Source organism: Streptomyces sp. MJM8645 (genome assembly GCF_001625365.1).
In the GTDB taxonomy this organism is placed as follows: domain Bacteria; phylum Actinomycetota; class Actinomycetes; order Streptomycetales; family Streptomycetaceae; genus Kitasatospora.
The window spans coordinates 7,302,709-7,324,023 of the sequence record NZ_LJJF01000001.1 but is presented as its reverse complement, the minus strand read 5'-3'; the positions used below and the strand labels follow the sequence as shown (position 1 = coordinate 7,324,023).

Here is a 21,315-nt window from a genome sequence, read left to right as displayed (position 1 = left end):
GGCCGGCATGGATCTCGGCGCTGTGCGCGTCGGCGGCGACGGCTTCGGCTTCGACCCGCTGCCGTTGTGGGAGCGCGACGGAGGCACCAGCACGACGAGTGCGCGGTGCCTCCGGGCCGGCCAGCTGGGGTCAGGCGCGCATCAGGGCCCAGGCGCCGAGGCCGCTGCACCCGCCGGCACTGTACGTGGTGGCGCGGAAGCCGGCCGGGATGGGCGATCCCGGGCAGGTCCACAGGCCGACGCGTGCGAGGTTGTGCCGCCAGGACCCGACACCGTTGCAGCCGTTGCGGATGTAGTCGGTGATGACGTAGCCGCTGACGACCGGCGATCCGCCGCAGGTCCAGATCCCGTCCTTCGGGAGGCTGTGCCGCCAGGAGCCGATGCCGTTGCAGCCGGTCTGGATGTGGTCGGTGATGACGTACCCGGGGACGATCGGCGAGCCCGAACAGGTCCAGATCCCGTCCTTGACCGGTTCCTGGTACCAGGAACCGGAGCCGTTGCAGCCGGTCCGGTCGTAGATGGTGATGACCCATCCGGACTGGACGGGTGCGCCGGAGCAGGCCCACTTGCCGGGGCCGCCCCAGCCGGCCGGCTGGGCCGCCGCACTCGACGTCCCGGCGGCGGTTCCCGCGAGGACGAAGGCCGCGATCAGCGCGAGGGCGCCCAGGGTGGCGCCGACTCCCCTGCGGACGACGGCAGTTGTCAGGCGCTTCCACAAGTGGCGGTCAGACATGGTCAATTCACTCCAGTCCAAGCGGCGGGCAGCACGATGCGGCCCGTTGACGGGGGAACCCGGGATGGGACGGCCACACCCTACGGGGAGGAGGTGTGCACAACATGTGCTGATCGCATGAACAGGCAATCTTGGCCCAAAGTCGCCCTGCGCACGGGAGCCCGTCCGGTCGGGGCGGTGGAAGCTGCGGGATGGAAGCTCCGCGACGGAAGCGCCGTGCGGTGGAAGCCTCGCGGTCGATGCCGAAAGCGCCTGCGCCTGGCACCCGCAGGTCAGTCGGAGCAGAATCACGTCCATGTTCACGACCAATCGCCTGACGATACGCCAGTGGCAGCCCGAGGACCGCGAGCGGGCACTCGACATCTACTCCCGCTGGGAGGTGACGCAGTGGCTGGGCCGCGATCCCCGCACCCTGGAAAACCTCACTGACGCCGAGGCGGCGATCGAACGCTTCCGCTCCCGCTCGGCCGACCCGCGCTTCGGCACCTGGGCGGCGGAACGGAAGGACACCGGTGTGGTCGCCGGCTCCGTCCTGCTCATCCCGATCCCGGACGGCGACGGAGAGGTCGAGGTCGGCTGGCACCTCCATCCGGACAGCTGGGGGCAGGGCTACGCCACCGAGGCCGCGCAGGGCGCCGTGGCCAAGGGATTCGCGGACGGCCTGGCCGAGATCCACGCGGTGGTCCGGCCGGACAACCGGCCGTCGCTGGCCGTCTGCCACCGGCTCGGCATGACCGCGCTGGGCCGCACCACCCGCTGGTACGGCATGGAGTTGGAGGCGTTCCGACTCACCCCCTGACGAGGATCCGGGCGAGGACATCCCGTTCGGCTCGCCCGTCGGCCGGGCGAGCCGGTCCGCCGGAGCCGGAGGTTGTCCAGTGACGGTTCGTCAAGTGAGGTCAGTCCCGGGGATCACCCCGTTCCCGTGTCACTATCTGAGCGCATTCAGCCCGGATAGGCCGGTTCGCCCCCTTGAGGAGGACTTCGCATGCGTCGTCGCACGACCCGCCCCGTCTTGACCGCAGCCTTCGCGCTGGCCCTCGTGCCGCTCGCGGGCTGCACCGGTGTGGGCAGCGACGCTGCCGCGCCGGCGGTCGCCGCACCTCCCCCGCCGGAGCAGGCGTTCGGCCCGAACTGCGCTGCGCTGCCGGCCGACGGCCCCGGGAGCCTGGCCTCGATGGGCGGCATCCCGGTGCTGTCCGCGATCGACCAGACCAAGGACCTGACCGCGATGTCCTCGCTGATCAAGACGGCCAAGGCCAAGGACGTCTTCGACTCGATGGACAACGTCACCGTCTTCGCCCCGAACGACGCGGCCTTCGCCAAGCTGTCGGAGGACCAGAAGAAGGTCCTGGGCGCCCAGCCCGGCGCGAGCGATCTGCTGCGCCGGCTGATCGTGGTCCGGGACCTGCGGAAGGCCGATCTGGCGGACAAGTCCTACACCTCGCTGCAGGGTGCGGCGATCAAGGCGACCGGCAGCGGGGACGACTACCGGATCGGCGGTGCGCAGGTGGTGTGCGGCAGCATCCGGACGGCGAACGCGCGGCTGGCGGTGCTGGACCAGGTGCCGGTGTTCGGCTGAACGCGCTGAGCGCACTGACCGAGCTGGAAACGTCGACACACGGGTCGGGGCGGGTGCTCCCCGCCCCGACCCGTCGTTCCGGGCGGGTTTCCGACCGGAGTCCTCCGGGGCAGGAGCAGCAACTCCGTCGCCGCCCGCGAGACCCGGCCGAGGCCTCCTCATGGGCCAATAGCAGGGATTCCCACGTAATGATCAGATGACACGGGTTGCGAGTGACCGTTGCCTACCGTGACGTCGGTTATTCCTGGTCGCGCACGCGTGCTGACGCGTGATCGCGAGAGGAGGCGCCGGGGCGTCCGGTGCGGTCGTTGGTCGACGATCCAGTGTCCATGCTGCTGCGTGGCGTCCTCGCGCTGCTGTGCCTGGTGCCGCAAGGAGGGTTCGCCCTCGCCGCCTCCGTACACCCGCAGCGAACCGCCCCGGGCCTCGTCGAACGGAACCGCGCCCAGGTCTCCTGCACGCCGTCCGCCACCAACACCAACTGCGTCCGCTTCACCTACAGCGGCGGCGACCAGACCTTCACCGTGCCCGCCGGGGTGAGCAGCGTCTACGCCCGCGTCTTCGGCGCCGGCGGCGCCGGGTCCCCCCCGCCCCTACTACACCGGCCAGTACGGAGGCGGTGGCGGCGGCTACACCACCGGCACCCTCGCCGTGACGCCCGGCCAGCGGCTCACCGTCACCTCCGGGCAGGGCGGCGTGATGAACAGCACCAGCCCGACGTACGGCGGCGGCGGCGCCGGCGGCCAGGGCTTCACGAACGCCGCCGGCGCCAGCGCGACGGGCGGCAGCGGCGGCGGGCTGAGCGCCGTGTGGAACGGCACTTACGGAACCACCCCGCTGCTCATCGCCGGTGGTGGCGGCGGCTCCTCGCCCGGCGCCGACGCCACCACCCCGGCGGCCGGTGGTCCTGCTCACCAACCCGGTGGTGCCCGGACAGCAGATCCAGTGGCGGATCACGGTGACCAACAGCGGCCCGTCGCGGGCCCGCAACGTCGTGGTCAGCGACACCCTGCCCAGCGGAGTGACCGGCGCCTCCATGACGGCCGACACCGGCGGCGCCAACTGCCCGATCAGCAACGGGACTGCCACCTGTCCGGCTGTCGAGATCCCCGTCGGCGGCTCGCTCTCCTGGACGCTCACCGGCACGCTGTCGCCCGACGCCACCACCTCCCCCACCAACACCGCCACGGTCACCGGAGGCCCCGACCCGGCGACCCCGACGCGTACAGCGGTGGCCTCGCCGACCACCACCCCCTCGCCGCAGGCAAACCTGACGGTGTCGAAGGCGCTGCTGACGAGCCCGGCGGTGCCCGGACAACAGGTGCAGTGGCAGGTGACCGTGACCAACAACGGGCCGTCGCGGGCCCGGAACGTGGTCGTCAGCGACACCGTGCCCAACGGGGTGACCGGCGCGTCGATGAAGGCCGACACCGACGGCACCAACTGCCCGATCACCAACGGGACGGCAACCTGCCCCGCCGTCGAGATCCCCGTCGGCGGCTCGCTCACCTGGACGCTCACCGGCACCCTCAGCCCGAACGCCCCGACGACACCGTCCAACACGGCGACGGTGACGGGCGGTCCCGACCCGGCCACCCCGACGCACACCGCCGTCGCGACCCCGTCCGGCTCGCCGTCACCGCAGGCGAGCCTGACCGTCTCCAAAGTGCTCGTCACCAACCCGGTCGTGCCCGGACAGCAGATCCAGTGGCAGGTCAGCGTCACCAACAACGGCCCCAGCGAAGCCCGCAACGTCATCGTCACCGACCAGGTACCAACCGGCGTGACCAACGCCAACATGGCGGCCGCAGACGGCACAGCGTGCCCCATCACCAACGGCACCGCCACCTGCCCGGGGGTGGACATCCCCGTCGGTCAAACACTCACCTGGACACTCACCGGCACCCTCGGCCCCGATGCCACGACGACACCGTCCAACACCGCCACCGTGACCGGCGGCCCCGACCCCACCACACCCACCCACACCGCCGTCGCCTCACCGACCAACTCGCCCTCACCGCAGGCAAACCTCACGGTCTCCAAGACGCTGCTCACCAACCCAGTCGTACCCGGACAGCAGATCCAGTGGCAGGTAGCCGTCACCAACAACGGACCGAGCACCGCCCAGAATGTGGTGGTGTCCGACCAGGTGCCGGCCGGTGTCACAGCTGCCTCGATGAAGGCTGACGCCGACGGCACCAACTGCCCGATCACCAACGGCACCGCCACCTGCCCAGGAGCGAACATCCCGGCCGGCCAGACACGCGCCTGGACACTGACGGGCACCCTCGACCCCAACGCGGCCACCACACCCACCAACACCGCCACCGTCACCGGCGGCCCCGACCCCGCGACACCCACACACACCGCAGTCGCCTCACCAACCAACTCGCCTTCGCCGCAGGCGAACCTGACCGTCTCCAAGGTGCTCGTCACCAACCCGGTCGTGCCAGGACAGCAGATCCAATGGCAGGTCAGCGTCACCAACAACGGCCCCAGCGAAGCCCGCAACGTCATCGTCACCGACCAGGTACCGACGGGCGTGACCAACGCCAGCATGACGGCCGCAGACGGCACGACCTGCCCGATCGCCAACGGGACGGCGACGTGCCCGGTCGTCGAGATCCCCGTCGGCCAGACGTCGACCTGGACGCTGACCGGCACCCTCGACCCCGCGGCCACCACACCCACCAACACCGCCATCGTGACTGGCGGCCCCGACCCCACCACACCCACCCACACCGCCGTCGCCTCACCGACCACCACCCCCTCAGGACGGGCCAGCCTGACGGTGTCGAAGGTGCTGCTCACCAACCCGGTCGTGCCCGGACAGCAGATCCAGTGGCGGATCACCGTGACCGACAACGGACCGAGCACGGCCCGGAACGTGGTCGTCACCGACACCGTCCCTGACGGTGTCGCGAACCCGTCCCTGGCCCGGGACGCGGACGGCAGCCTCTGCCCGATCACCGGGAACCGGGCGACCTGCCCCGCCATCGAGCTCGCCGTCGGCCAGTCGCAGTCGTACACCCTCACCGGCACCCTGGCCTCGGACGCGACCACCACGCCCACCAACACCGCCATCGTGACCGGCGGCCCCGACCCGGCGACGCCCACGCACACCGCCGTCGCGACCCCGACCAACTCGCCCTCGCCGCAGGCCAGCCTCACGCTCTCCAAGGTGCTGGTCACCGGTTCCGTGGTGCCGGGCGGCCCGATCCAGTGGCGGGTGACGGTCACCAACAACGGCCCCTCCCGGGCACGGAACGTGGTCGTCACCGACACCGTCCCGGCGGAGGTCCACAATCCGGCCGTGACCGCCGACGCCGACGGCACGCCGTGTCCGATCGCCGGCAACACGGCGACCTGTCCGGCCGTCGAGATCCCGGCCGACGGCATCGCCTCCTACACCGTCACCGGCACGCTCGACGCCGCCGCCGCCGCGACCAGCACGCCCGTGAACGTCGCCTCCGTCTCCGGCGGTCCGGACCCCAACCCGTCGAACAACACGGCGACGGCGACTCCCACGGAGACGGCCCAGCCGCAGGCGAACCTGACCGTGACGAAGATCCTGCTCACCGACCCGGTGGTGCCCGGCCAGCCGATCTCGTGGCGGGTCGCCGTCACCAACCGGGGGCCGTCGACCGCCCGCAATGTGGTCGTCAGCGACCGCATCCCGGACCAGGTGGTCGGCGCCATGATGACCGTGGACGCCACGGGCTCGTCCTGCCCGGTCAGCACCGGCGCGGCGACGTGCCCGGCGGTGGAGATCCCGGTCGGCGCGACTTCGACCTTCACCCTCACCGGCATGCTCGCCCAGGACGCCACGGCCGTGCCCGGGAACACCGCGACCGTCACCGGCGGCCCGGACCCGGCCACGCCCACACACGGCGGTCGCCAGCCCCACCGGCGCCGTCACCCCGCAGGCGAACCTGACGCTCGGCAAGGTGCTGGTGACGAACCCGGTGGTGCCCGGGCAGCAGATCCAGTGGCGGGTCACCGTCACGAACAACGGTCCTTCGCGGGCCCGGAGCGTCGTCGTCACGGACCGGATCCCAGCGGGAGTGTCGAGCCCGACCATGACGTCCGAGACCGACGGGGCCGCCTGCCCGGTCTCAGGCGGCGTCGCAACCTGCCCGGCCATCGAGCTGGAGGTCGGTCAGTCGCACAGCTACAGCCTGAGCGGCGTCCTCGACCCCAACGCCACGGTCACTCCCACCAACGGCGCCACCGTCACCGGCGGCCCCGACCCCACGGCCTCCTCGCACACCACCGTGGCCTCGCCCACCGGCTCCCCGTCGCCGCAGGCGAACCTGACCGCCTCCAAGATCCTGCTCACCGATCCGGTGGTGCCGGGCGGCCCGATCCGGTGGCGGGTGACGGTCACCAACCACGGTCCTTCGCGGGCCCGGAACGTCGTGGTCACCGACCGGATCCCGGACGGCGTCGACAACCCCGCGATGGCCGATGACACGAGCGGGGCCAGCTGCGCCGTCGCCGCCGGCGTCGCCACCTGCCCGGCGGTCGAGATCCCCGCCGGGGGCACCGCGAGCTGGACGCTCACCGGCACGCTCGACCCCGCGGCCACCAGCACACCGGTGAACACCGCGGTCGTCACCGGCGGGCCCGACCCCGCCACATCCACCCACACCGCCGTCGCCTCACCGACCGGTTCGCCGGTCCAGCAGGCCCGTCTGACGGTCTCCAAGGTGCTGCTGACCTCCCCGGTCGTGGCCGGCGGGCCGATCTCCTGGCGGGTCAGCGTCACCAACGACGGCCCCTCGCGGGCCCGCAACGTCGTGGTCACCGACCGGTTCCCGCAGCAGGTGGACCACCCGGTGCTGACCGCCGACGCCGACGGCATGCCCTGCCCTGACAGCGGCGGCGTCGCCACCTGCCCGGCCATCGACTTGGCCGTCGGCGCCACCGCGACCTACACCCTCAGCGGGACCCTCTCTCCGGACGCGACGGAGGTGCCGGTGAACTCCGCCGTCGTCACCGGCGGCCCCGACCCGGCGAAGCCCACGCACACGGCCGTGGCCACCCCGACGGAGCCGATCACCGTCCGGCACGACCTGCGCCTCGCCAAGCAGGTCTCCCCGGCCAAGCCCGACCCCGGTGACAAGGTCACCTACACCGTCACCGCCACGAACCGCGCCAGCGGCACCTACCACGGCGCCGTCGTCGTCGACGACTTCACCGGCATCCTGGACGCCGCCGGCTATGACGGTGACGCCCACGCCACCATCGGCCGGATCTCCTACAGCCCGCCGCGCCTGACCTGGACCCTCGACCTCCGCCCCGGAGCCACCGAGACCCTCGTCTACACCTTCACCGTCAAGTCCGACGCCGGCGGCAAGCGCCTCGACAACCGGGTCGTCTCGCTCGGCGACGGCAGCAACTGCCCCGCTTCGGCAAACCGGTCGCTCCGCTCCGCGCGGGAGGTGCCGCAGCCGTCGGCGACCACCGGCGGACCTTGCGCCACCAGCATCGCCGTCAACCCGTCGCAGCCCTCGCCCAGCCCCACCGGCGGCCCGCTGCCCCCCACCGGGTCGGACCCGATGCCCCTGGCGGGCCTGGCGGCCTTCGCGATGCTCGCCGCGGGCGGCCTGCTGCTGACGCTCCGCCGGACCCGCCGCTGACCGCCGCCCTGCCGGTCCCGGGCACACCCGGGACCGGCAGGATCCCGGTTGCGTCGGACCGTGCGGCCCTGGTGCACCCAGGCTGATCGCACGCCCTGGACAAGGATCGGGGCTCGTACCGGTGAAGCCGGTACGAGCCCCGATCCTTGTCCCCCACCCGCACGAGGCGGGCGGAGCCCTCAGCAGATCCGCGGGAGTTGCTCCCCCATCGGCAGGTCGATGACGCGGGTGCCGCCGAAGGGGGTGCGGCAGACGACCATGCCGGGGTGGTCCGCCACGCACTCGCCGATCACTGCCGAGCGCACGCCCAGCGGGTGCGCCCGCATCGCGGCGAGGACGGCGTCGGCGTGCTCGCGCGGGACGAAGGCGACCAGCTTGCCCTCGTTGGCGACGTAGAACGGGTCGAGACCGAGGATCGCACAGGCGTTGGCGACCTGCGCGGGCACGGGGACGGCGCGCTCGTTCACCACGACACCCACCCGGGCGGCCTCGGCGATCTCGCCGAGCGCCGCCGCGAGGCCGCCCCGGGTGGGGTCGCGCAGGACGTGCAGGTCGGGTGTGACGGCCAGCATCGCGGCCACCAGTGAGCTGAGAGCGGCACAGTCGCTCTCGATCTCAACGCCGAATTCCAGACCCTCGCGCACGCTCATGATGGCCACGCCGTGCAGTCCGATCTCACCGCTGACGATCACCACGTCGCCGGGGGCGGCACGCTGCGGCCGGATGTCGACTCCGGCGGGGACGAGCCCGATGCCGGCGGTGTTCAGGTACACGCCGTCGCCGTGCCCGGCCTCGACGACCTTGGTGTCGCCGGTGACCACCTCCACCCCGGCGGCCCGGGCGGCGGCGCCCAGCGCCTGGGCGACGTGCGCGACCACGGCCGTCTCCACGCCCTCCTCCAGGATGAAGCCGCAGGACAGATAGGCCGGCTGGGCCCCGCTCATGGCCAGGTCGTTGACGGTGCCGTTGACCGCGAGGTCACCGATGCTGCCGCCGGGGAAGAAGAGCGGCCGCACGACGTAGGAATCGGTGGAGAAGGCGAGTCTGGCACCGCCGAGCTCGACGACCGCCGAGTCCGCGAGCCCGGCGAGCACCGGCCCGCCGAAGGCCGGGGCGAACAGGTTCGCCACCAGTTCGGCTGACAGCACCCCGCCTCCGCCGTGCCCCATCACCACCCGGGGGTGGTCGCGCAGCGGCAGTGGACAGCTCCATCCGAGGAGGTCCGGGGCGCCGCCGGCGCCGGTCTGGGTCTGGGTCTGGGTCTCAGCCAACGGGGCTCGCCTCCCGGGCCATGCCCGGCGCGTCGAGCCGCCGGTAGAGGTAGTAGGCGGCGCAGGCGCCCTCGCTGGAGACCATGGTGGCGCCGAGCGGGGTGCGCGGGGTGCAGGCGGTGCCGAAGGCCTCGCACTGGTGCGGCTTGAGCAGCCCCTGGAGGACTTCCCCGCTGCGGCACTGCGCGGGTTCGACGGTGGTGATCCGCGCGACGTCGAAGCGGTGCTCGGCGTCGTGGTCGCGGTAGCGCGGGGAAAGCCGCCAGCCGCTGTCCGGGATGACGCCGATGCCGCGCCAGGCCCGGTCGGTCACTTCGAAGACGTCCTCCAACATGGCCCGGGCCGCCGGGTTGCCCTCCGGGCGTACGGCCCGCGCGTAGGCGTTGTCGACGGTGTGCTCGCCGCACTCCAACTGCCGTACGGTGCGCCGGATTCCCTCCAGGATGTCCAGCGGTTCGAAGCCGGTGACGACGATCGGCACCCGGTGGCGTTCGGCGAGCGCGGGGTATTCGTCGGTGCCCATCACGCTGCACACGTGTCCGGCGGCGAGGAAGCCCTGGACCCGGCACTGCGGCGAGTTCATGATGGCCTCGATGGCGGGTGGCACCCGTACGTGCGAGACCAGCATGCTGAAGTTGCCGATGCCCCGCTTCCTGGCCTGGTGCACCGCCATGGCGTTGGGTGGGGCGGTCGTCTCGAAGCCGATGCCGAAGAAGACGACCTCCCGGTGCGGGTTCTCCTCGGCGATCCGCAGCGCGTCCAGCGGGGAGTACACCACCCGGACGTCGCCGCCCTCGCCGCGCACCCGGAAGAGGTCGCGGCCGGTTCCGGGCACGCGCAGCATGTCGCCGAAGGAGCAGAAGATCACCTCGGGCCGGGCCGCGATCTCCAGCGCCTTGTCGATCACCTCCAGCGGGGTGACGCACACCGGGCAACCCGGGCCGTGGATCAACTCGACCTCGGGCGGCAGCAGTTGGTCGATCCCATGGCGGATGATGCTGTGCGTCTGGCCGCCGCACACCTCCATCAGCGCCCACGGCCGGGTGACCGTCGCCCTGATGTCGGCGAGCAGACCGCCGGCCAGCTCGGGGTTCTGGAACTCCTCCAGGTATCTCACCGTTCCTCCTCCTGCTTCGCCGAGGCCGCCGTAGCCGCGGCAGCCGCGGCCTCCCAGGGGTCGCCGAACTCCTCCTGGAGCAGGCCGAGTTCCTCGAACAGCTGCAAGGTCCGGCGGGCCGATTCCTCGTCCAGCCGCTGCAGCGCGAACCCGACGTGGACGATGGCGTACTCGCCCACCTTCAGGTCCGGCAGGTATTCCAGGCACACGTCCTTGACGACCCCGCCGAAGTCGACGACCGCCATCCTGGTCCCGTCGCATTCCGCGATCTCCAACACTCTTCCGGGTACCGCCAGGCACATTGCGGTCTCCCTCCTCTCTCCGGTTCCTCCGAACCTGCCGAACTCCGTACGTGCGGGGCGCTCAGTCGTCGGCCCGCGCCGCCACCATCAACTGGCCGAGCGCGAGCCCCGCGTCGTTGGGCGGCACCCGGCGGTGCCGCAGCACGGTGAACCCGTCCTCCGCCAGACCCCGCGCGCATGCCGAGGACAGCAGCGCGTTGGCGAAGACGCCGCCGCTCAGCGCGACCGTCCCGGTGCCGTGCCGCCGCCTGATATCGGCGCACACCGCCCGCACCAGCGCGGCCACCGCCGCATGGAACCGGGCGGCGATCAGCCCGGGCGGCGCCCCTGCTGCCAGGTCCGCCACCACCGCAGCCAGCACCGGCCCGGGTCGGGCGGTCACCGTCCCGCCCTCGTCGACGAGTTGGAATGCGTAGCCCTCCCCCGGGCCTGGCACCGGCCCGTGCGTGAGGGCGGCCGCCTCCAGCTCGATCGCCGCCTGCGCCTCGTACCCGGCTTTCTGGCAGACCCCGGCCAGCGAGGACACGGCATCGAACAGCCGGCCCATGCTGGAGGTCGGCACGCAGTTCACCGATCGATCCAACTGCTGTGACAGCAGTCGGAGTTCGCCTTCAGGGCAGGAGCGCACCGGCGGCAGGCCGGCCGCCCACGGGAGCCCTGCCGCCCGCAGATGGGCCAGCGCCATCCGGTACGGACGCACCACGGCCGCATCGCCCCCCGGCAGCGGAACGTAGTCGAGCCGGGCGAGACGCCGAAAGCCCCGGTAGTCGGCCAGCAGCGCTTCTCCGCCCCACACCGCGCCGTCCACTCCGTAACCGGTGCCGTCGAAGGCGATCCCGATCACGGGCCGGCTGCCGTCGAGGCCGTGCTCGGCCATCACCGAGGCGATGTGCGCGTGATGGTGCTGGACGTCCCGTACCTCACGGCCCCGGGCCGACCTGCGCACGTGCCGGGCGGAGCGGTAGCCGGGGTGGCGGTCGACGACGAGCACCTCGGGCTGCACGCCGGTGACAGCCCCGAGGTGGTCCACCGCGCGGTCGAACGCCCGCAGGGTGGCGAGGTCGTCCATGTCGCCGAGGTGGCCGGACAGCCAGGCGTAGCCGTCCCGGGCCAGCGCGAAGGTGTTCTTGAGGTCGCCGCCCGCGGCCAGCGCGGGCCGCACCGGCACCGGCAGGGGCACCGGGAGCGGCACGTAGCCGCGCGAGCGCCGTACCGGCAACAGCTGCCCGTCCACCACCCGCACCACGGAGTCCTCGCAGGGCACGTGGATGGGGCGGTCGTGGGTGAGCCAGCCGTCGACCAGCGGGGCGAGACGGGCGAGGGCCTCCCGGTCGTCCGTCACGATGGGCTCGCCGGACAGGTTCGCGCTGGTCATGACCAGCAGTCCGGGGCCGGGAGGGGCGAGCAGGAGGTGGTGCAGCGGGGTGTACGGCAGCAGCACGCCGAGGTCGGGGCTGCGCGGAGCGGCGGCTTCCAGCTCCGCGAGCCGGTGTGCCCCCCGGCGCAGCAGTACGATCGGCCGCACCGGGCCGGTGAGCAGTTCTTCCTCGACGGGCCCCAGCTCCACCGCCCCGGATGCCGCCAGTGCCCTGAGCTGTTCGAGGTCGCGGGCCATCAGGGCGAAGGGCTTGTCACCGCGCCGCTTGCGCCGGCGCAGCAGGGCGACGGTATCCGCGTCGGTGGCGTCGCAGGCCAGGTGGTAGCCGCCGATGCCCTTGACGGCCAGGACCGCTCCGCAGGTGATCAGGCGCCGGGCCTCGGTGAGCGCCTGCTCGCCGTCGAGCACGGGGAGCCCGGGGACGGACAGGGTGAGGGTCGGGCCGCAGGTGTGGCAGGCGACGGGCTGGGCGTGGAAACGCCGGTCGGCCGGGTCCGCGTACTCGCGGGCGCAGTCGGGGCACATCGCGAAGGCCGCCATCGTGGTGTTGGCCCGGTCGTACGGCAGGGCGGTGACGATGGTGTGCCGGGGCCCGCAGTTGGTGCAGCTGATGAACGGGTGCCGGTAGCGACGGTCGGCGGGGTCGGCCAGTTCGGCGAGGCAGTCGGCGCAGGTGGCGGTGTCCGGGGGGATCTGGGTGCGGTGCGGTCCGTCGGCGCGGGAGGGTGTGATGACGAAGCCCGGTGTGCCGGTGACGGCCAGCGGCTGGTGGTCCACCGAGGCGACGTCGGCGAGCCGGGGCGCGTCGCTGGCGATGCGTCGGCAGAACGCGGTCACCGCCTCGCCGGTGCCCTCGATCTCGGCGAGTACGCCCTCGCCGGTGTTGGTGACGCTGCCGGACAGGCCGAGTTCGGTGGCGAGGGTGAAGACGAACGGTCGGAATCCGACGCCTTGGACGAGTCCGCGCACGGCGACCCGGCGGCGCTGGAGCAGGGGCGGCTGCTGATCCGTGGTCACGACAGGTCCACGGCCGGGTGCGGGTGGTCGTGGGCCCCCGCGTGGGCGTGGTCGTTGCCGTTGCCGTGGCTGTGGTTGTTGCCGTGGTCGTGGGTGTGGTCGTGGTCGTGGCTGTGGTCGTGGGTGTGGTCGTGCGCGCCGGCCATCACCGGCCGGTGGACCTGCGCGCCGGCCAGCACCGCGAGCGCCCGGTCCAGCAACGCCCCGGCACCCTGCCCGGTGCGGGCCGAGGTGAAGACCACCTCCACCCCCGGGTTGACCCGCGCGACGCTCGCGAGGAAGGCCGCTTCGTCGAACTGTGCCGCGACGGCGAGGTCCGCCTTGGTGACCAGCACCAGGTTGGCCAGTCCGAAGGCGGTCGGGTACTTGAGCGGCTTGTCCTCCCCCTCGGTGACCGAGGCGAGGACGACCCGCAGCGACTCGCCGAGATCGTAGGAGGCGGGGCAGACCAGGTTGCCGACGTTCTCGACGAACAGCAGCCGGGTGTCCGGCGGCAACCAGCCGGCCAGGTGCCCGCGCAACATCGCCGTCTCCAGGTGGCACAGGCCGTCGGTGAGGACCTGCTTCACCGGCGCGCCCGAACGGGCCAGCCGACGCGCGTCGTTCTCGGTGGCGAGGTCGGCGGTGAGGGCCGCGACGGGCACCTCGCGCTCCCGGGCCAGGCCGAGTTCGGCCTCCAGGAGCGCCGTCTTGCCGCTGCCCGGGCTGGACAGCAGGTTCACCACGACAGTGCCCCGGGCGGCCAGTTCCGCCCGCAGCCGCCGGGCGTCGTCGTCATTGCGGGCGAGAACCGCCTGCCGGAGATCAACGGTGCGACACATCGGTTTCAGCCTCCTTGATCGGTCCGGGCGCCCGCCGGGGGCTCGGACCACTCGACGCCGAGGATCTGCAGCTCACGCCCGGCCAGCAGTTCGACCCTGGCACCGGCGCAGCGCGGGCAGCCCAGGTCGGGCGGCATGCCGACGCTCCACTCGACCCCGCAGGGCGTGCACTTCGCCCGTGCGGCGACGGCCTCGGTCTCCAGTACCGCACCTTCCAACAGCGTTCCGGCGCAGGCCAGTTCGAAGCAGAAGTCGAGTGCTGACGGGACGACTCCGGCCAGTTCGCCGATCTGCAGCCGCACTCTGGCCACGGCGCTCTCCCCGTGTGCGCGGGCGGCCCGGTCCACCTGGTCGACGACGGCCGTCGCGATCGACATCTCGTGCATCTGTCTCGTTTCCCGCGGTTGGGGGCGTCGGCTCCCTGGGGGTGCGGGCCCGGTGTCCGGGCCCCACGAGCAACAGGCCCCGTGAGCAACAGGCCCCATTACAGGGTGCGGCGGCGGGAACGGCTCGAAGCCGCGCCGCCGCCGTATCCGTGACTACCTGTTCGCAGCACGCCGGTGGTGGTCCCCGCGCGTACTGCTCCGCTACCGCGTCCGCTCCTACATCCGCCGGATCCGCAGGTAGCGCCTCAGGTCGGGAAGGCTCTGCCAGATCAGCGCCGCGGCTGCGGCCAGGACGGCCGCGGCGGCCGCGACGGCGAGGTTCTTCAGCATGGTGCCGCCTCTCTGTGGGTGGGTGCGTCCGTGGTGAGGACGCGCAGGATCACGGCGACCGCCTCGTCGACGGCGGCGGCCACCGGGGTGCTCAGTCCGATTCCCTCCTCCAGTGAGGCGGGTTCGCAGCCGACCACCAGGACCCGCCCGGGCGCGGTGCCGCCCGTTCCGGCGGCCAGGGTGGCGAGCAGGGCGAGCACGGCGTCCGGGCCCATCCGGTGGCCGTCCAGGACCATCGACTCCACCGGTCCGGCGTCCGCTTCGATCAGGTACACCGTCCCCGGCTCGCCGCCGCGCGCGGTGGCGTCGACGAGCACCAGCGTCCGGTAGCCGTCGAGGAGTTGGTAGGCCAGGTGGACGCCGCGCACGCCCACGTCGAGGAGCTCGACGCCGGCGGGCAGCTCCCGGGCGGCGAGGCGCCGGACGGTCTCGACCCCGAAGCCGTCGTCGCCGAGGAAGATGTTGCCGACCCCGGCGACCAGGACCCGCCCGGTCCGGTCGGCGCTCACCGCTCTTCCACCAACGCGACCTCGTCCGGCTGGAAGTACCGGAAGCGGCCCTGCGCCCGCCACAGGTCGGCGCCCGGGTCGTCGTCCACGGTGACGGCCAGGTGCACCGAACCGTCGACGTCGTGCAGCACCGCCTCCACCAGCGCGGTGCGCCCGTGCAGGAACAGGTCCTGGGCGTCGGTGCGGCGGCGACCGGGCCGGAGCCGCACTCGGCTGCCGGCGGCGACCGGGCGGCCGTCGATCATCACCTGGTCCCGTCCGGGGTCGGTCTGCGGGTCGTTGCCCGGGTCCCACCAGGGCCGGTCCGCCCCGGCTTCGGGGTGGGTGAGTTCGCGCAGCCCCCGGACGGCGCCGTGCAGCCGTTCCAGGATCTCGGGGGGCATCGAGTCGGCGAGGTCGATCACCGCGCCGGCCCGGTCGTCGGTGCCCCGGGCCTCGCGCTTCTCCCGCTCGGTCAGGGCCGCGGTGCGCAGCGCGAGGATCTCGTCGATCTCGGTGGCGTCGTAGAGCGCGCCGGGACTCTCGGGGGCGATGTGCGGGTGGTCCTCCAGGATGATCGGCGAGGAGAGCAGCACCTTGCCGCTGCCGGGCGGGCCTGCCAGCACGGGCCAGGTGTGCTCGTTGCGGCAGGCGCGCACCGCCTCGCCCGCCCACTCGGGCGGGTCGGTCGCCGAGAGGAAGGAGCCGCGGTCGAGGCCGAGCAGCAGGTGGGCCGAGACGAGGGCGTGTGCCAGTGCGGTCTCGCGGCGGGTGCCGGGGAACGGGTCCCAGTCGGAGGTGTTCTCCACCAGGACGGTCAGCCGCTGCGCCCGGTAGGGGCCGGGTACGTCCTGGGTGGTGATCCGCAGGCGGCCCTGGACCCGTTCCCGGCGGCGCAGGAGCCGCCCGGCCAACGTGCCGTCCTCGACGAGCCGTTCCTCGTCCTCGGACGCGTCGAGTTCGAAGCTGCGGACAGCTTCACCGGCCGCCAATTCCTCGACTGGGATGAGGAGTTCGATCCGTTCCTCGACCCCTTCGTCCCAGGGGACGAGCACCCGGTCGGCGAGCTCCAGCTCCTCGACGGTCCGGAATCCGCCCTGTCTGCCTGCTTCTTGGACCGTCCGCCGTTGGAGGCGCAGGAAGCGCAGTTCGACGGCCAGCTGGTCGCCCTGGCGCGCTTCCATCACGCATTCGGTGCGCTGGTGGGAGTGCTCGCCACTGTCGGCGCCGTAGCGCGGCGGGGTCAGGACGCCGAACTGCCAGCGCAGCCGGTTCTTGGCCGCTGACGCCCGGTAGGGGTAGAGCACGTAGCCCTCGAACAGGACGGCGTCGGCGATCTGCCGGGCGTGGGCGAACCTGTTCTCGCTCTCGTGGGCGGGCGCGGTCACCGCTCCCCCTTCGCGGTCTGGGCCGCCGTGACGGCCTGGGGTGGCTTCGCGGTCCGGGTCGTCTCTGCGGCCTGGGTCGGCTTCACGGTCTGGGACGGCTTCACGGTCTGGGCCGTGCCGAGCAGTTCGCGCACGGTGGCCTCCCAGGACGGCAGGGCGCGCCGGGAGCGGTAGGCGAGCAGTTCGGCCATCAGGTCGGCGGGCAGCCGGAGCCAGCCGCAGCCCGGGAAGTGCGCGTCGATCGCCTCCCGCCAGACCTTGACCGGCATCCGCACGGCGGCTTCCTGGTCCCAGGCCACCGGGGTGACCTGGAAGCCGCCGGGGCCGGCGAAGGCGGTGCCCGAGAAGAGCAGCAGCAGCGGCACGTCCCCGTCGTCCAGTGCGGCGAGGTAGCGGGCGGCGGAGACGTCCATGTCGTAGGTGCAGGGCACCACCAGGTCGGTCTCGGTCTCGCCGGTGAACGCGCCGACCAGCAGCGGGACCTGGGCGAACTGGACCGGGTGGAGGGTGCCGGCCCAGCGTGAGCGCTCGCCGAACAGGTCGGTCAGCCGCCCGCCCTCGGCGTCGCCGTAGCGGCGCCGGGCCGGTTCGATCCGCAGCTGGCAGCGCAGCGCCAGCGCGTGCACCCGCACCTCGGCGGGGGCGGTGATGCGCAGCCGGAAGACCAGGGCGGGCCCGGCGCCGTAGGGATCGGCCCGCACTCCGGTGCAGGCGAAGGAGATCGAGGTCACCGGGCGCCGCCTTCGGGGAGGACGCGGGACCGGGCCGCCAGGCGGTCGAAGAAGGCGGTCTGTTCGGCGCGGGCCTCGGCCCCGCCGTCGAAGCCCTTCCAGCAGCGCCGCAGTCGGCCGACGAGTTCGTAGCAGACGTCGACCGGCACCAGGTAGCACTGGATGCCGTCGGTGTCGCGCCGCAGCAGCAGCGCCTCCACGTCCGGCCGCAGTGCGGCGTACAGGCGGCTGCCGCCGAGCGCGGCCTGCCAGGCGGCCTCGTCGGGTTCGGCCTCGGTCGCGCCGCCCGGGCCTGGGTAGAGCAGGACGGACCGCTGCAGTCGTGTGGTGCGCAGCAGGAACGCGGTGGCGACGGGGATGCCGAGGGCGGCCCAGGCGTCCTCGCCGAGGGGGTGGGCCGGGTCGGTCAGGTAGCGGTCGGGGACGGCGTGGTAGCGGCCGTCGGCCGCGCCGGGCTGCTGGAACAGCAGGGCGCAGGCGGTGCAGGCGCAGGTGAGCGCCTGCTGGTCGGTGTCCGCCAGGTGGCGGTGCTCGGCGGGCAGGTGCCGGCCGCAGAACTCGCAGCGTTGCGGCTGCGGGGGTGCGGGCTCCCGCAGCCGGCGCAGCAGCGCGGTGCCGGGCCGGTCGAGCTGGCGGAAGGTCATCGCGGGCCCGCCGGGGGCCGAGCGCCGATCTGCAGCAGTTCTGCGGGGCGTTCGAGTTCGACCGCGGTGACCTCGGGCGCGTGGCAGGCCAGGGCGTTCTCGATGTCCTGTTCGCCGCACCCGCAGCCGCTGCGGGTGCGGCGCAGCCGGGCGGTGCCGGTGGCGGGGTCGAAGGCGGCCAGGTCGACCGGTTCGGGCAGGGTGGCGAGTGCGCGGGTGATGCGGGCGGTGACGTCCTCGGGGTGCAGGTCGTGCAGGACGAGCAGCCCGGCGAGCGACGGTTCGTCCAGCAGCCGGGCCAGCACGGCGGGCGGCAGGGCCTGGACGAGGCGGGCCAGGGCGTCGCCGTAGAGGGCCATCAGTTCGCGGACGAGGTGCTCGCCGGCCTCCTGCGCGTCGGCGCCGGCCAGGTGGTCCAGGGCCTCCTGGATGCGGGCCCCCGCCTGTTCCGGGGTCATGCGGTGAGTCCGCTCAGCCCGGTGGGCACGTGCATGGTCTGCACCGTCCTGCCGTCGCCCAGGTACATGTGGACGCCGCAGGGCAGGCAGGGGTCGAAGCTGCGCACGGCGCGCATGATGTCGATGCCCTTGAAGGTCTCCGGGGGGTTCTCCTCGAAGATCGGGGTGTTCTGGACGGCGTCCTCGTAGGGGCCGGGGGTGCCGAAGCTGTCGCGGACGCTGGCGTTCCACGGGGTCGGCGGGTAGGGGTGGTAGTTGGCGATCTTGCCGTCCCGGATCACCATGTGGTGGGACAGCACGCCGCGTACGGCCTCGGTGAAGCCGCAGCCGATCGACTCGTCCGGCACCTCGAAGCGCTCCCAGGTCTGGCTGCGCCCGGCGCGGACCTCGTCGAGCGCCTTCTCGGCGAAGTGCAGGGCCGCGGCGGCCGCGTAGGCCTGGAAGTAGGTGCGGGCGCGGTTGCGTTCGATGGCGTTGCTCCACTGCGGGATCTTCCACTCGAAGGTGGTCTCCGGCTTGGTCATGGAGCGCGGCAGGTTGATCTGCACGCTGTGTCCGGTGGCCTTGATGTAGCCGATGTCGACCAGTCCCGACAGCGCGGTGGACCACAGGCGGGCGATCGGACCGCCGCCGGTGTCGAGGGCGAGGTAGTCCTTGCCGTCGAACCAGCGGGGGGACATCACCCAGCTGTACTTGTCGTCGAAGTCGCGTTTCTGCGGGGCGGGGATGGTGTGCTGGTTCCAGGGGTGGCGGGGGTCGACGGGGTTGCCCAGCGGGTCGTGGGTGACGAAGAGCTCCTTGCCCTGCCAGTCCTCGTAGTAGGAGCTGCCGAGCAGGATGCGGATGCCGAGGTTGATCTCGGTGAGGTCGTTGGTGACGAGCTTGCCGTCCACCACGATGCCCGGGGTGACGAACATCCGCCGGCCCCAGTCCGTCATGTTGCGGTAGGTGAAGTCGCAGTGGTCCGGGTCGTTGAGGCTGCCCCAGCAGCCGAGCATGACGCGGCGCCGGCCGACCTCCTCGTAGCCGGGCAGGGCCTCGTAGAAGAAGTCGAAGAGGTCGTCGTGCAGCGGCACGACCTTCTTCATGAACTCCACGTAGCGCATCAGCCGGGTCAGGTAGTCGGTGAACAGCTGGACGGTGGCCACCGTACCGACGCCGCCGGGGTAGAGGGTGGAGGGGTGCACGTGGCGGCCCTCCATCAGGCAGAACATCTCCCGGGTGTAGCGGCTGACCTGGAGCGCCTCGCGGTAGAACTCGCCCTCGATGGGGTTCAGTGAGCGCATGATGTCGGCGATGGTGCGGTACCCGTGGTCGCCGGCGTGGGGTGCCTCGGTGCGTTCGGCCAGTTCCAGGACGCCGGGGTTGGTCTCGCGGACCATCTTCTCGCAGTAGTCGACCCCGACCAGGTTCTCCTGGAAGATGTTGTGGTCGAACATGTACTCGGCGGCCTCGCCGAGGTTGATGATCCACTCGCCGAGGTGCGGGGGCTTGACCCCGTAGGCCATGTTCTGCGCGTAGACCGAACAGGTGGCGTGGTTGTCGCCGCAGATGCCGCAGATCCGGCTGGTGATGAAGTGCGCGTCGCGCGGATCCTTGCCGCGCATGAAGACGCTGTAGCCGCGGAAGACCGAGGAGGTGCTGTAGCACTCCGCGACCTTCTTCTGCTTGAAGTCGATCTTCGTGTGGATGCCCAGGCTGCCCACGATCCGGGTGATCGGGTCCCAGGACATCTCCACCAGACCGTTGCCGTCGCCGGCCGTCCTGGTCGTCGGTGCCATCGTCTGTCATGCCCTTCTGTCAGCGGGAGGAGGCTCTGCAACGGCCCGCCCGCCCCGGGCGGGGCGGGCGGGCCGAAGGGGGAAAGGGGTCACCACGGCGGGCGGTAACCGGTGGTCAGGCGGCGCCCGGTGTGCCGCCACTTGGGCTCCTGGTCGACCGTCCGGGCCGTGATCGTGCGCAGGCGGCGGATCACCGCCCCGTACGCCGAGCTGGCGCCCGTGGAGACCCGGGAGCCGGGCGGCGGGTCCATGAACGGCATGAACTTGTCGGGGAAGCCCGGCATGGTGCAGGCGATGCAGATGCCGCCGACGTTGGGGCAGCCGCCGATGCCGTTGATCCAGCCGCGTTTGGCGACGTTGCACTTGACGACCGGGCCCCAGCAGCCGAGGCGCACCAGGCACTCGGGCGTGCCGTAGTCGGTGGCGAACTGGCCCTGTTCGTAGTACCCGCCGCGGTCGCAGCCCTCGTGCACGGTCGCGCCAAACAGCCAGGCCGGACGCAGCTTGTCGTCCAACGGGATCATCGGCGCGGAACCGGCCAGCTGGTACAGCAGGTAGGTCAGCGTCTCGGCGAAGTTGTCGGGCTGGATCGGGCAGCCCGGCACGCAGACGATCGGCAGGCCCGCCTTGGACTTCCAGTCCCAGCCCAGGTAGTCGGGCACGCCCATGGCACCGGTCGGGTTGCCGGCCATCGCGTGGATGCCGCCGTAGGTGGCACAGGTGCCGATGGCGACCACCGCGGTGGCCTTGGGGGTGAGGCGGTCCAGCCACTCACTGGTGGTGATCGGCTGGCCGGTGTCCGGGTCGTCGCCGAAACCGCACCAGTAGCCCTCCTCCTTGATCGTCTCGTTCGGGATGGAACCCTCGACGACCAGGACGAAGGGGTCGAGCTCGCCGCGGTCCGCCTTGAAGAACCACTCCACGAAGTTGTCCGCGCCCTGGACCGGACCGCACTCGAAGTCGATCAGCGGCCAGTGGACGGCGACCTTCGGCAGGCCGGGGAGTGCGCCGGTGACGATCTCCTCGATGCTGGGCTGCATCGCCGCGGTCAGGGAGACCGAGTCCCCGTCGCAGCTCAGACCCGCATTGATCCAGAGAATGTGCACCACGGCGGCGTCGGCTGAAGTTGTTGCAACCGCACCCATGAGGATGCCTCCTCAAAAAAACGGGAGCCGGACAGATAGGCTCAAAAAATTCATAGCAGCAGTTCAGTCCGGCCGCCGGTCCAGAGAGCCGGACAGGTCGC

The 21,315-nt window shown here is 72.2% G+C and carries 19 protein-coding genes; 4 read left to right on the top strand and 15 right to left on the bottom strand.

Going from position 1 to position 21,315, the window contains the following annotated elements:
• Nucleotides 1–130 precede the first annotated feature (130 nt).
• Complete coding sequence (locus A6F73_RS30880; RefSeq protein ID WP_244293566.1) at nucleotides 131–733, bottom strand: hypothetical protein; 603 nt, start codon at nucleotides 731–733, stop codon at nucleotides 131–133.
• Nucleotides 734–1,028: 295 nt separating this feature from the next.
• Here A6F73_RS30880 and A6F73_RS30875 point away from each other — a divergent pair, with 295 nt between their 5' ends.
• Both A6F73_RS30875 and A6F73_RS30870 read left to right on the top strand, forming a co-directional pair.
• Nucleotides 1,029–1,532 (top strand): GNAT family N-acetyltransferase, encoded by a 504-nt coding sequence (locus A6F73_RS30875; protein ID WP_063350778.1) that lies wholly within the window; start codon nucleotides 1,029–1,031, stop codon nucleotides 1,530–1,532.
• Between the two features lie 189 nt (nucleotides 1,533–1,721).
• Nucleotides 1,722–2,315, top strand: coding sequence for a fasciclin domain-containing protein (locus A6F73_RS30870; RefSeq protein ID WP_079136163.1), 594 nt, complete (start codon nucleotides 1,722–1,724; stop codon nucleotides 2,313–2,315).
• A gap of 629 nt (nucleotides 2,316–2,944) precedes the next feature.
• On the opposite strand, the gene A6F73_RS43555 is transcribed toward A6F73_RS30870, so the two are convergent.
• Nucleotides 2,945–3,136, bottom strand: coding sequence for a hypothetical protein (locus A6F73_RS43555; RefSeq protein WP_063350776.1), 192 nt, complete (start codon nucleotides 3,134–3,136; stop codon nucleotides 2,945–2,947).
• 80 nt (nucleotides 3,137–3,216) lie between these two features.
• Here A6F73_RS43555 and A6F73_RS43550 point away from each other — a divergent pair, with 80 nt between their 5' ends.
• On the top strand, nucleotides 3,217–6,786 hold the full coding sequence (locus A6F73_RS43550; RefSeq protein ID WP_063350775.1) for a DUF11 domain-containing protein: 3,570 nt from the start codon (nucleotides 3,217–3,219) through the stop codon (nucleotides 6,784–6,786).
• The gene (locus A6F73_RS39680; RefSeq protein WP_244293565.1) at nucleotides 6,692–7,957 is read left to right on the top strand and encodes a DUF11 domain-containing protein; all 1,266 of its coding nucleotides are present in this window, start codon (nucleotides 6,692–6,694) and stop codon (nucleotides 7,955–7,957) included. The genes A6F73_RS43550 and A6F73_RS39680 overlap by 95 nt, the downstream gene beginning before the upstream one ends.
• A gap of 179 nt (nucleotides 7,958–8,136) precedes the next feature.
• On the opposite strand, the gene hypE is transcribed toward A6F73_RS39680, so the two are convergent.
• The 13 genes from hypE to A6F73_RS30795 all read right to left on the bottom strand — a co-directional run bounded on the left by hypE (nucleotide 8,137) and on the right by A6F73_RS30795 (nucleotide 21,214).
• A complete protein-coding gene (gene hypE, locus A6F73_RS30855; protein ID WP_063350774.1) occupies nucleotides 8,137–9,228 on the bottom strand; it encodes a hydrogenase expression/formation protein HypE in 1,092 nt (363 codons plus the stop codon).
• Nucleotides 9,221–10,345 carry a hydrogenase formation protein HypD gene (gene hypD / locus A6F73_RS30850; protein ID WP_063350773.1) on the bottom strand — a complete coding sequence of 375 codons (1,125 nt, stop codon included), beginning with the start codon at nucleotides 10,343–10,345 and terminating at the stop codon, nucleotides 9,221–9,223. Before hypD ends, hypE begins: the two co-directional genes overlap by 8 nt.
• Nucleotides 10,342–10,647, bottom strand: a complete 306-nt coding sequence (locus A6F73_RS30845; protein WP_063350772.1) for a HypC/HybG/HupF family hydrogenase formation chaperone — start codon at nucleotides 10,645–10,647, stop codon at nucleotides 10,342–10,344. The genes hypD and A6F73_RS30845 overlap by 4 nt, the downstream gene beginning before the upstream one ends.
• Nucleotides 10,648–10,708: 61 nt before the next feature.
• A complete protein-coding gene (hypF, locus tag A6F73_RS30840; RefSeq protein WP_063350771.1) occupies nucleotides 10,709–13,042 on the bottom strand; it encodes a carbamoyltransferase HypF in 2,334 nt (777 codons plus the stop codon).
• On the bottom strand, nucleotides 13,039–13,863 hold the full coding sequence (gene hypB / locus A6F73_RS30835; RefSeq protein WP_063350770.1) for a hydrogenase nickel incorporation protein HypB: 825 nt from the start codon (nucleotides 13,861–13,863) through the stop codon (nucleotides 13,039–13,041). Before hypB ends, hypF begins: the two co-directional genes overlap by 4 nt.
• Nucleotides 13,864–13,868: 5 nt before the next feature.
• Nucleotides 13,869–14,249 (bottom strand): hydrogenase maturation nickel metallochaperone HypA, encoded by a 381-nt coding sequence (gene hypA, locus A6F73_RS30830; protein ID WP_063350769.1) that lies wholly within the window; start codon nucleotides 14,247–14,249, stop codon nucleotides 13,869–13,871.
• Nucleotides 14,250–14,572: 323 nt separating this feature from the next.
• Nucleotides 14,573–15,088, bottom strand: coding sequence for a hydrogenase maturation protease (locus A6F73_RS30825; RefSeq protein WP_063350768.1), 516 nt, complete (start codon nucleotides 15,086–15,088; stop codon nucleotides 14,573–14,575).
• A complete protein-coding gene (locus A6F73_RS30820; protein ID WP_063350767.1) occupies nucleotides 15,085–16,455 on the bottom strand; it encodes a hypothetical protein in 1,371 nt (456 codons plus the stop codon). Before A6F73_RS30820 ends, A6F73_RS30825 begins: the two co-directional genes overlap by 4 nt.
• A complete protein-coding gene (locus tag A6F73_RS30815) occupies nucleotides 16,452–17,186 on the bottom strand; it encodes a DUF6084 family protein (protein WP_244293564.1) in 735 nt (244 codons plus the stop codon). The genes A6F73_RS30820 and A6F73_RS30815 overlap by 4 nt, the downstream gene beginning before the upstream one ends.
• Nucleotides 17,183–17,830, bottom strand: a complete 648-nt coding sequence (locus tag A6F73_RS30810; RefSeq protein ID WP_063350766.1) for a DUF5947 family protein — start codon at nucleotides 17,828–17,830, stop codon at nucleotides 17,183–17,185. The genes A6F73_RS30815 and A6F73_RS30810 overlap by 4 nt, the downstream gene beginning before the upstream one ends.
• The gene (locus tag A6F73_RS30805; protein ID WP_063350765.1) at nucleotides 17,827–18,288 is read right to left on the bottom strand and encodes a hypothetical protein; all 462 of its coding nucleotides are present in this window, start codon (nucleotides 18,286–18,288) and stop codon (nucleotides 17,827–17,829) included. Before A6F73_RS30805 ends, A6F73_RS30810 begins: the two co-directional genes overlap by 4 nt.
• On the bottom strand, nucleotides 18,285–20,069 hold the full coding sequence (locus A6F73_RS30800; RefSeq protein WP_063350764.1) for a nickel-dependent hydrogenase large subunit: 1,785 nt from the start codon (nucleotides 20,067–20,069) through the stop codon (nucleotides 18,285–18,287). The genes A6F73_RS30805 and A6F73_RS30800 overlap by 4 nt, the downstream gene beginning before the upstream one ends.
• A gap of 89 nt (nucleotides 20,070–20,158) precedes the next feature.
• Complete coding sequence (locus A6F73_RS30795; protein WP_063350763.1) at nucleotides 20,159–21,214, bottom strand: hydrogenase expression protein HypE; 1,056 nt, start codon at nucleotides 21,212–21,214, stop codon at nucleotides 20,159–20,161.
• Nucleotides 21,215–21,315 lie beyond the last annotated feature (101 nt).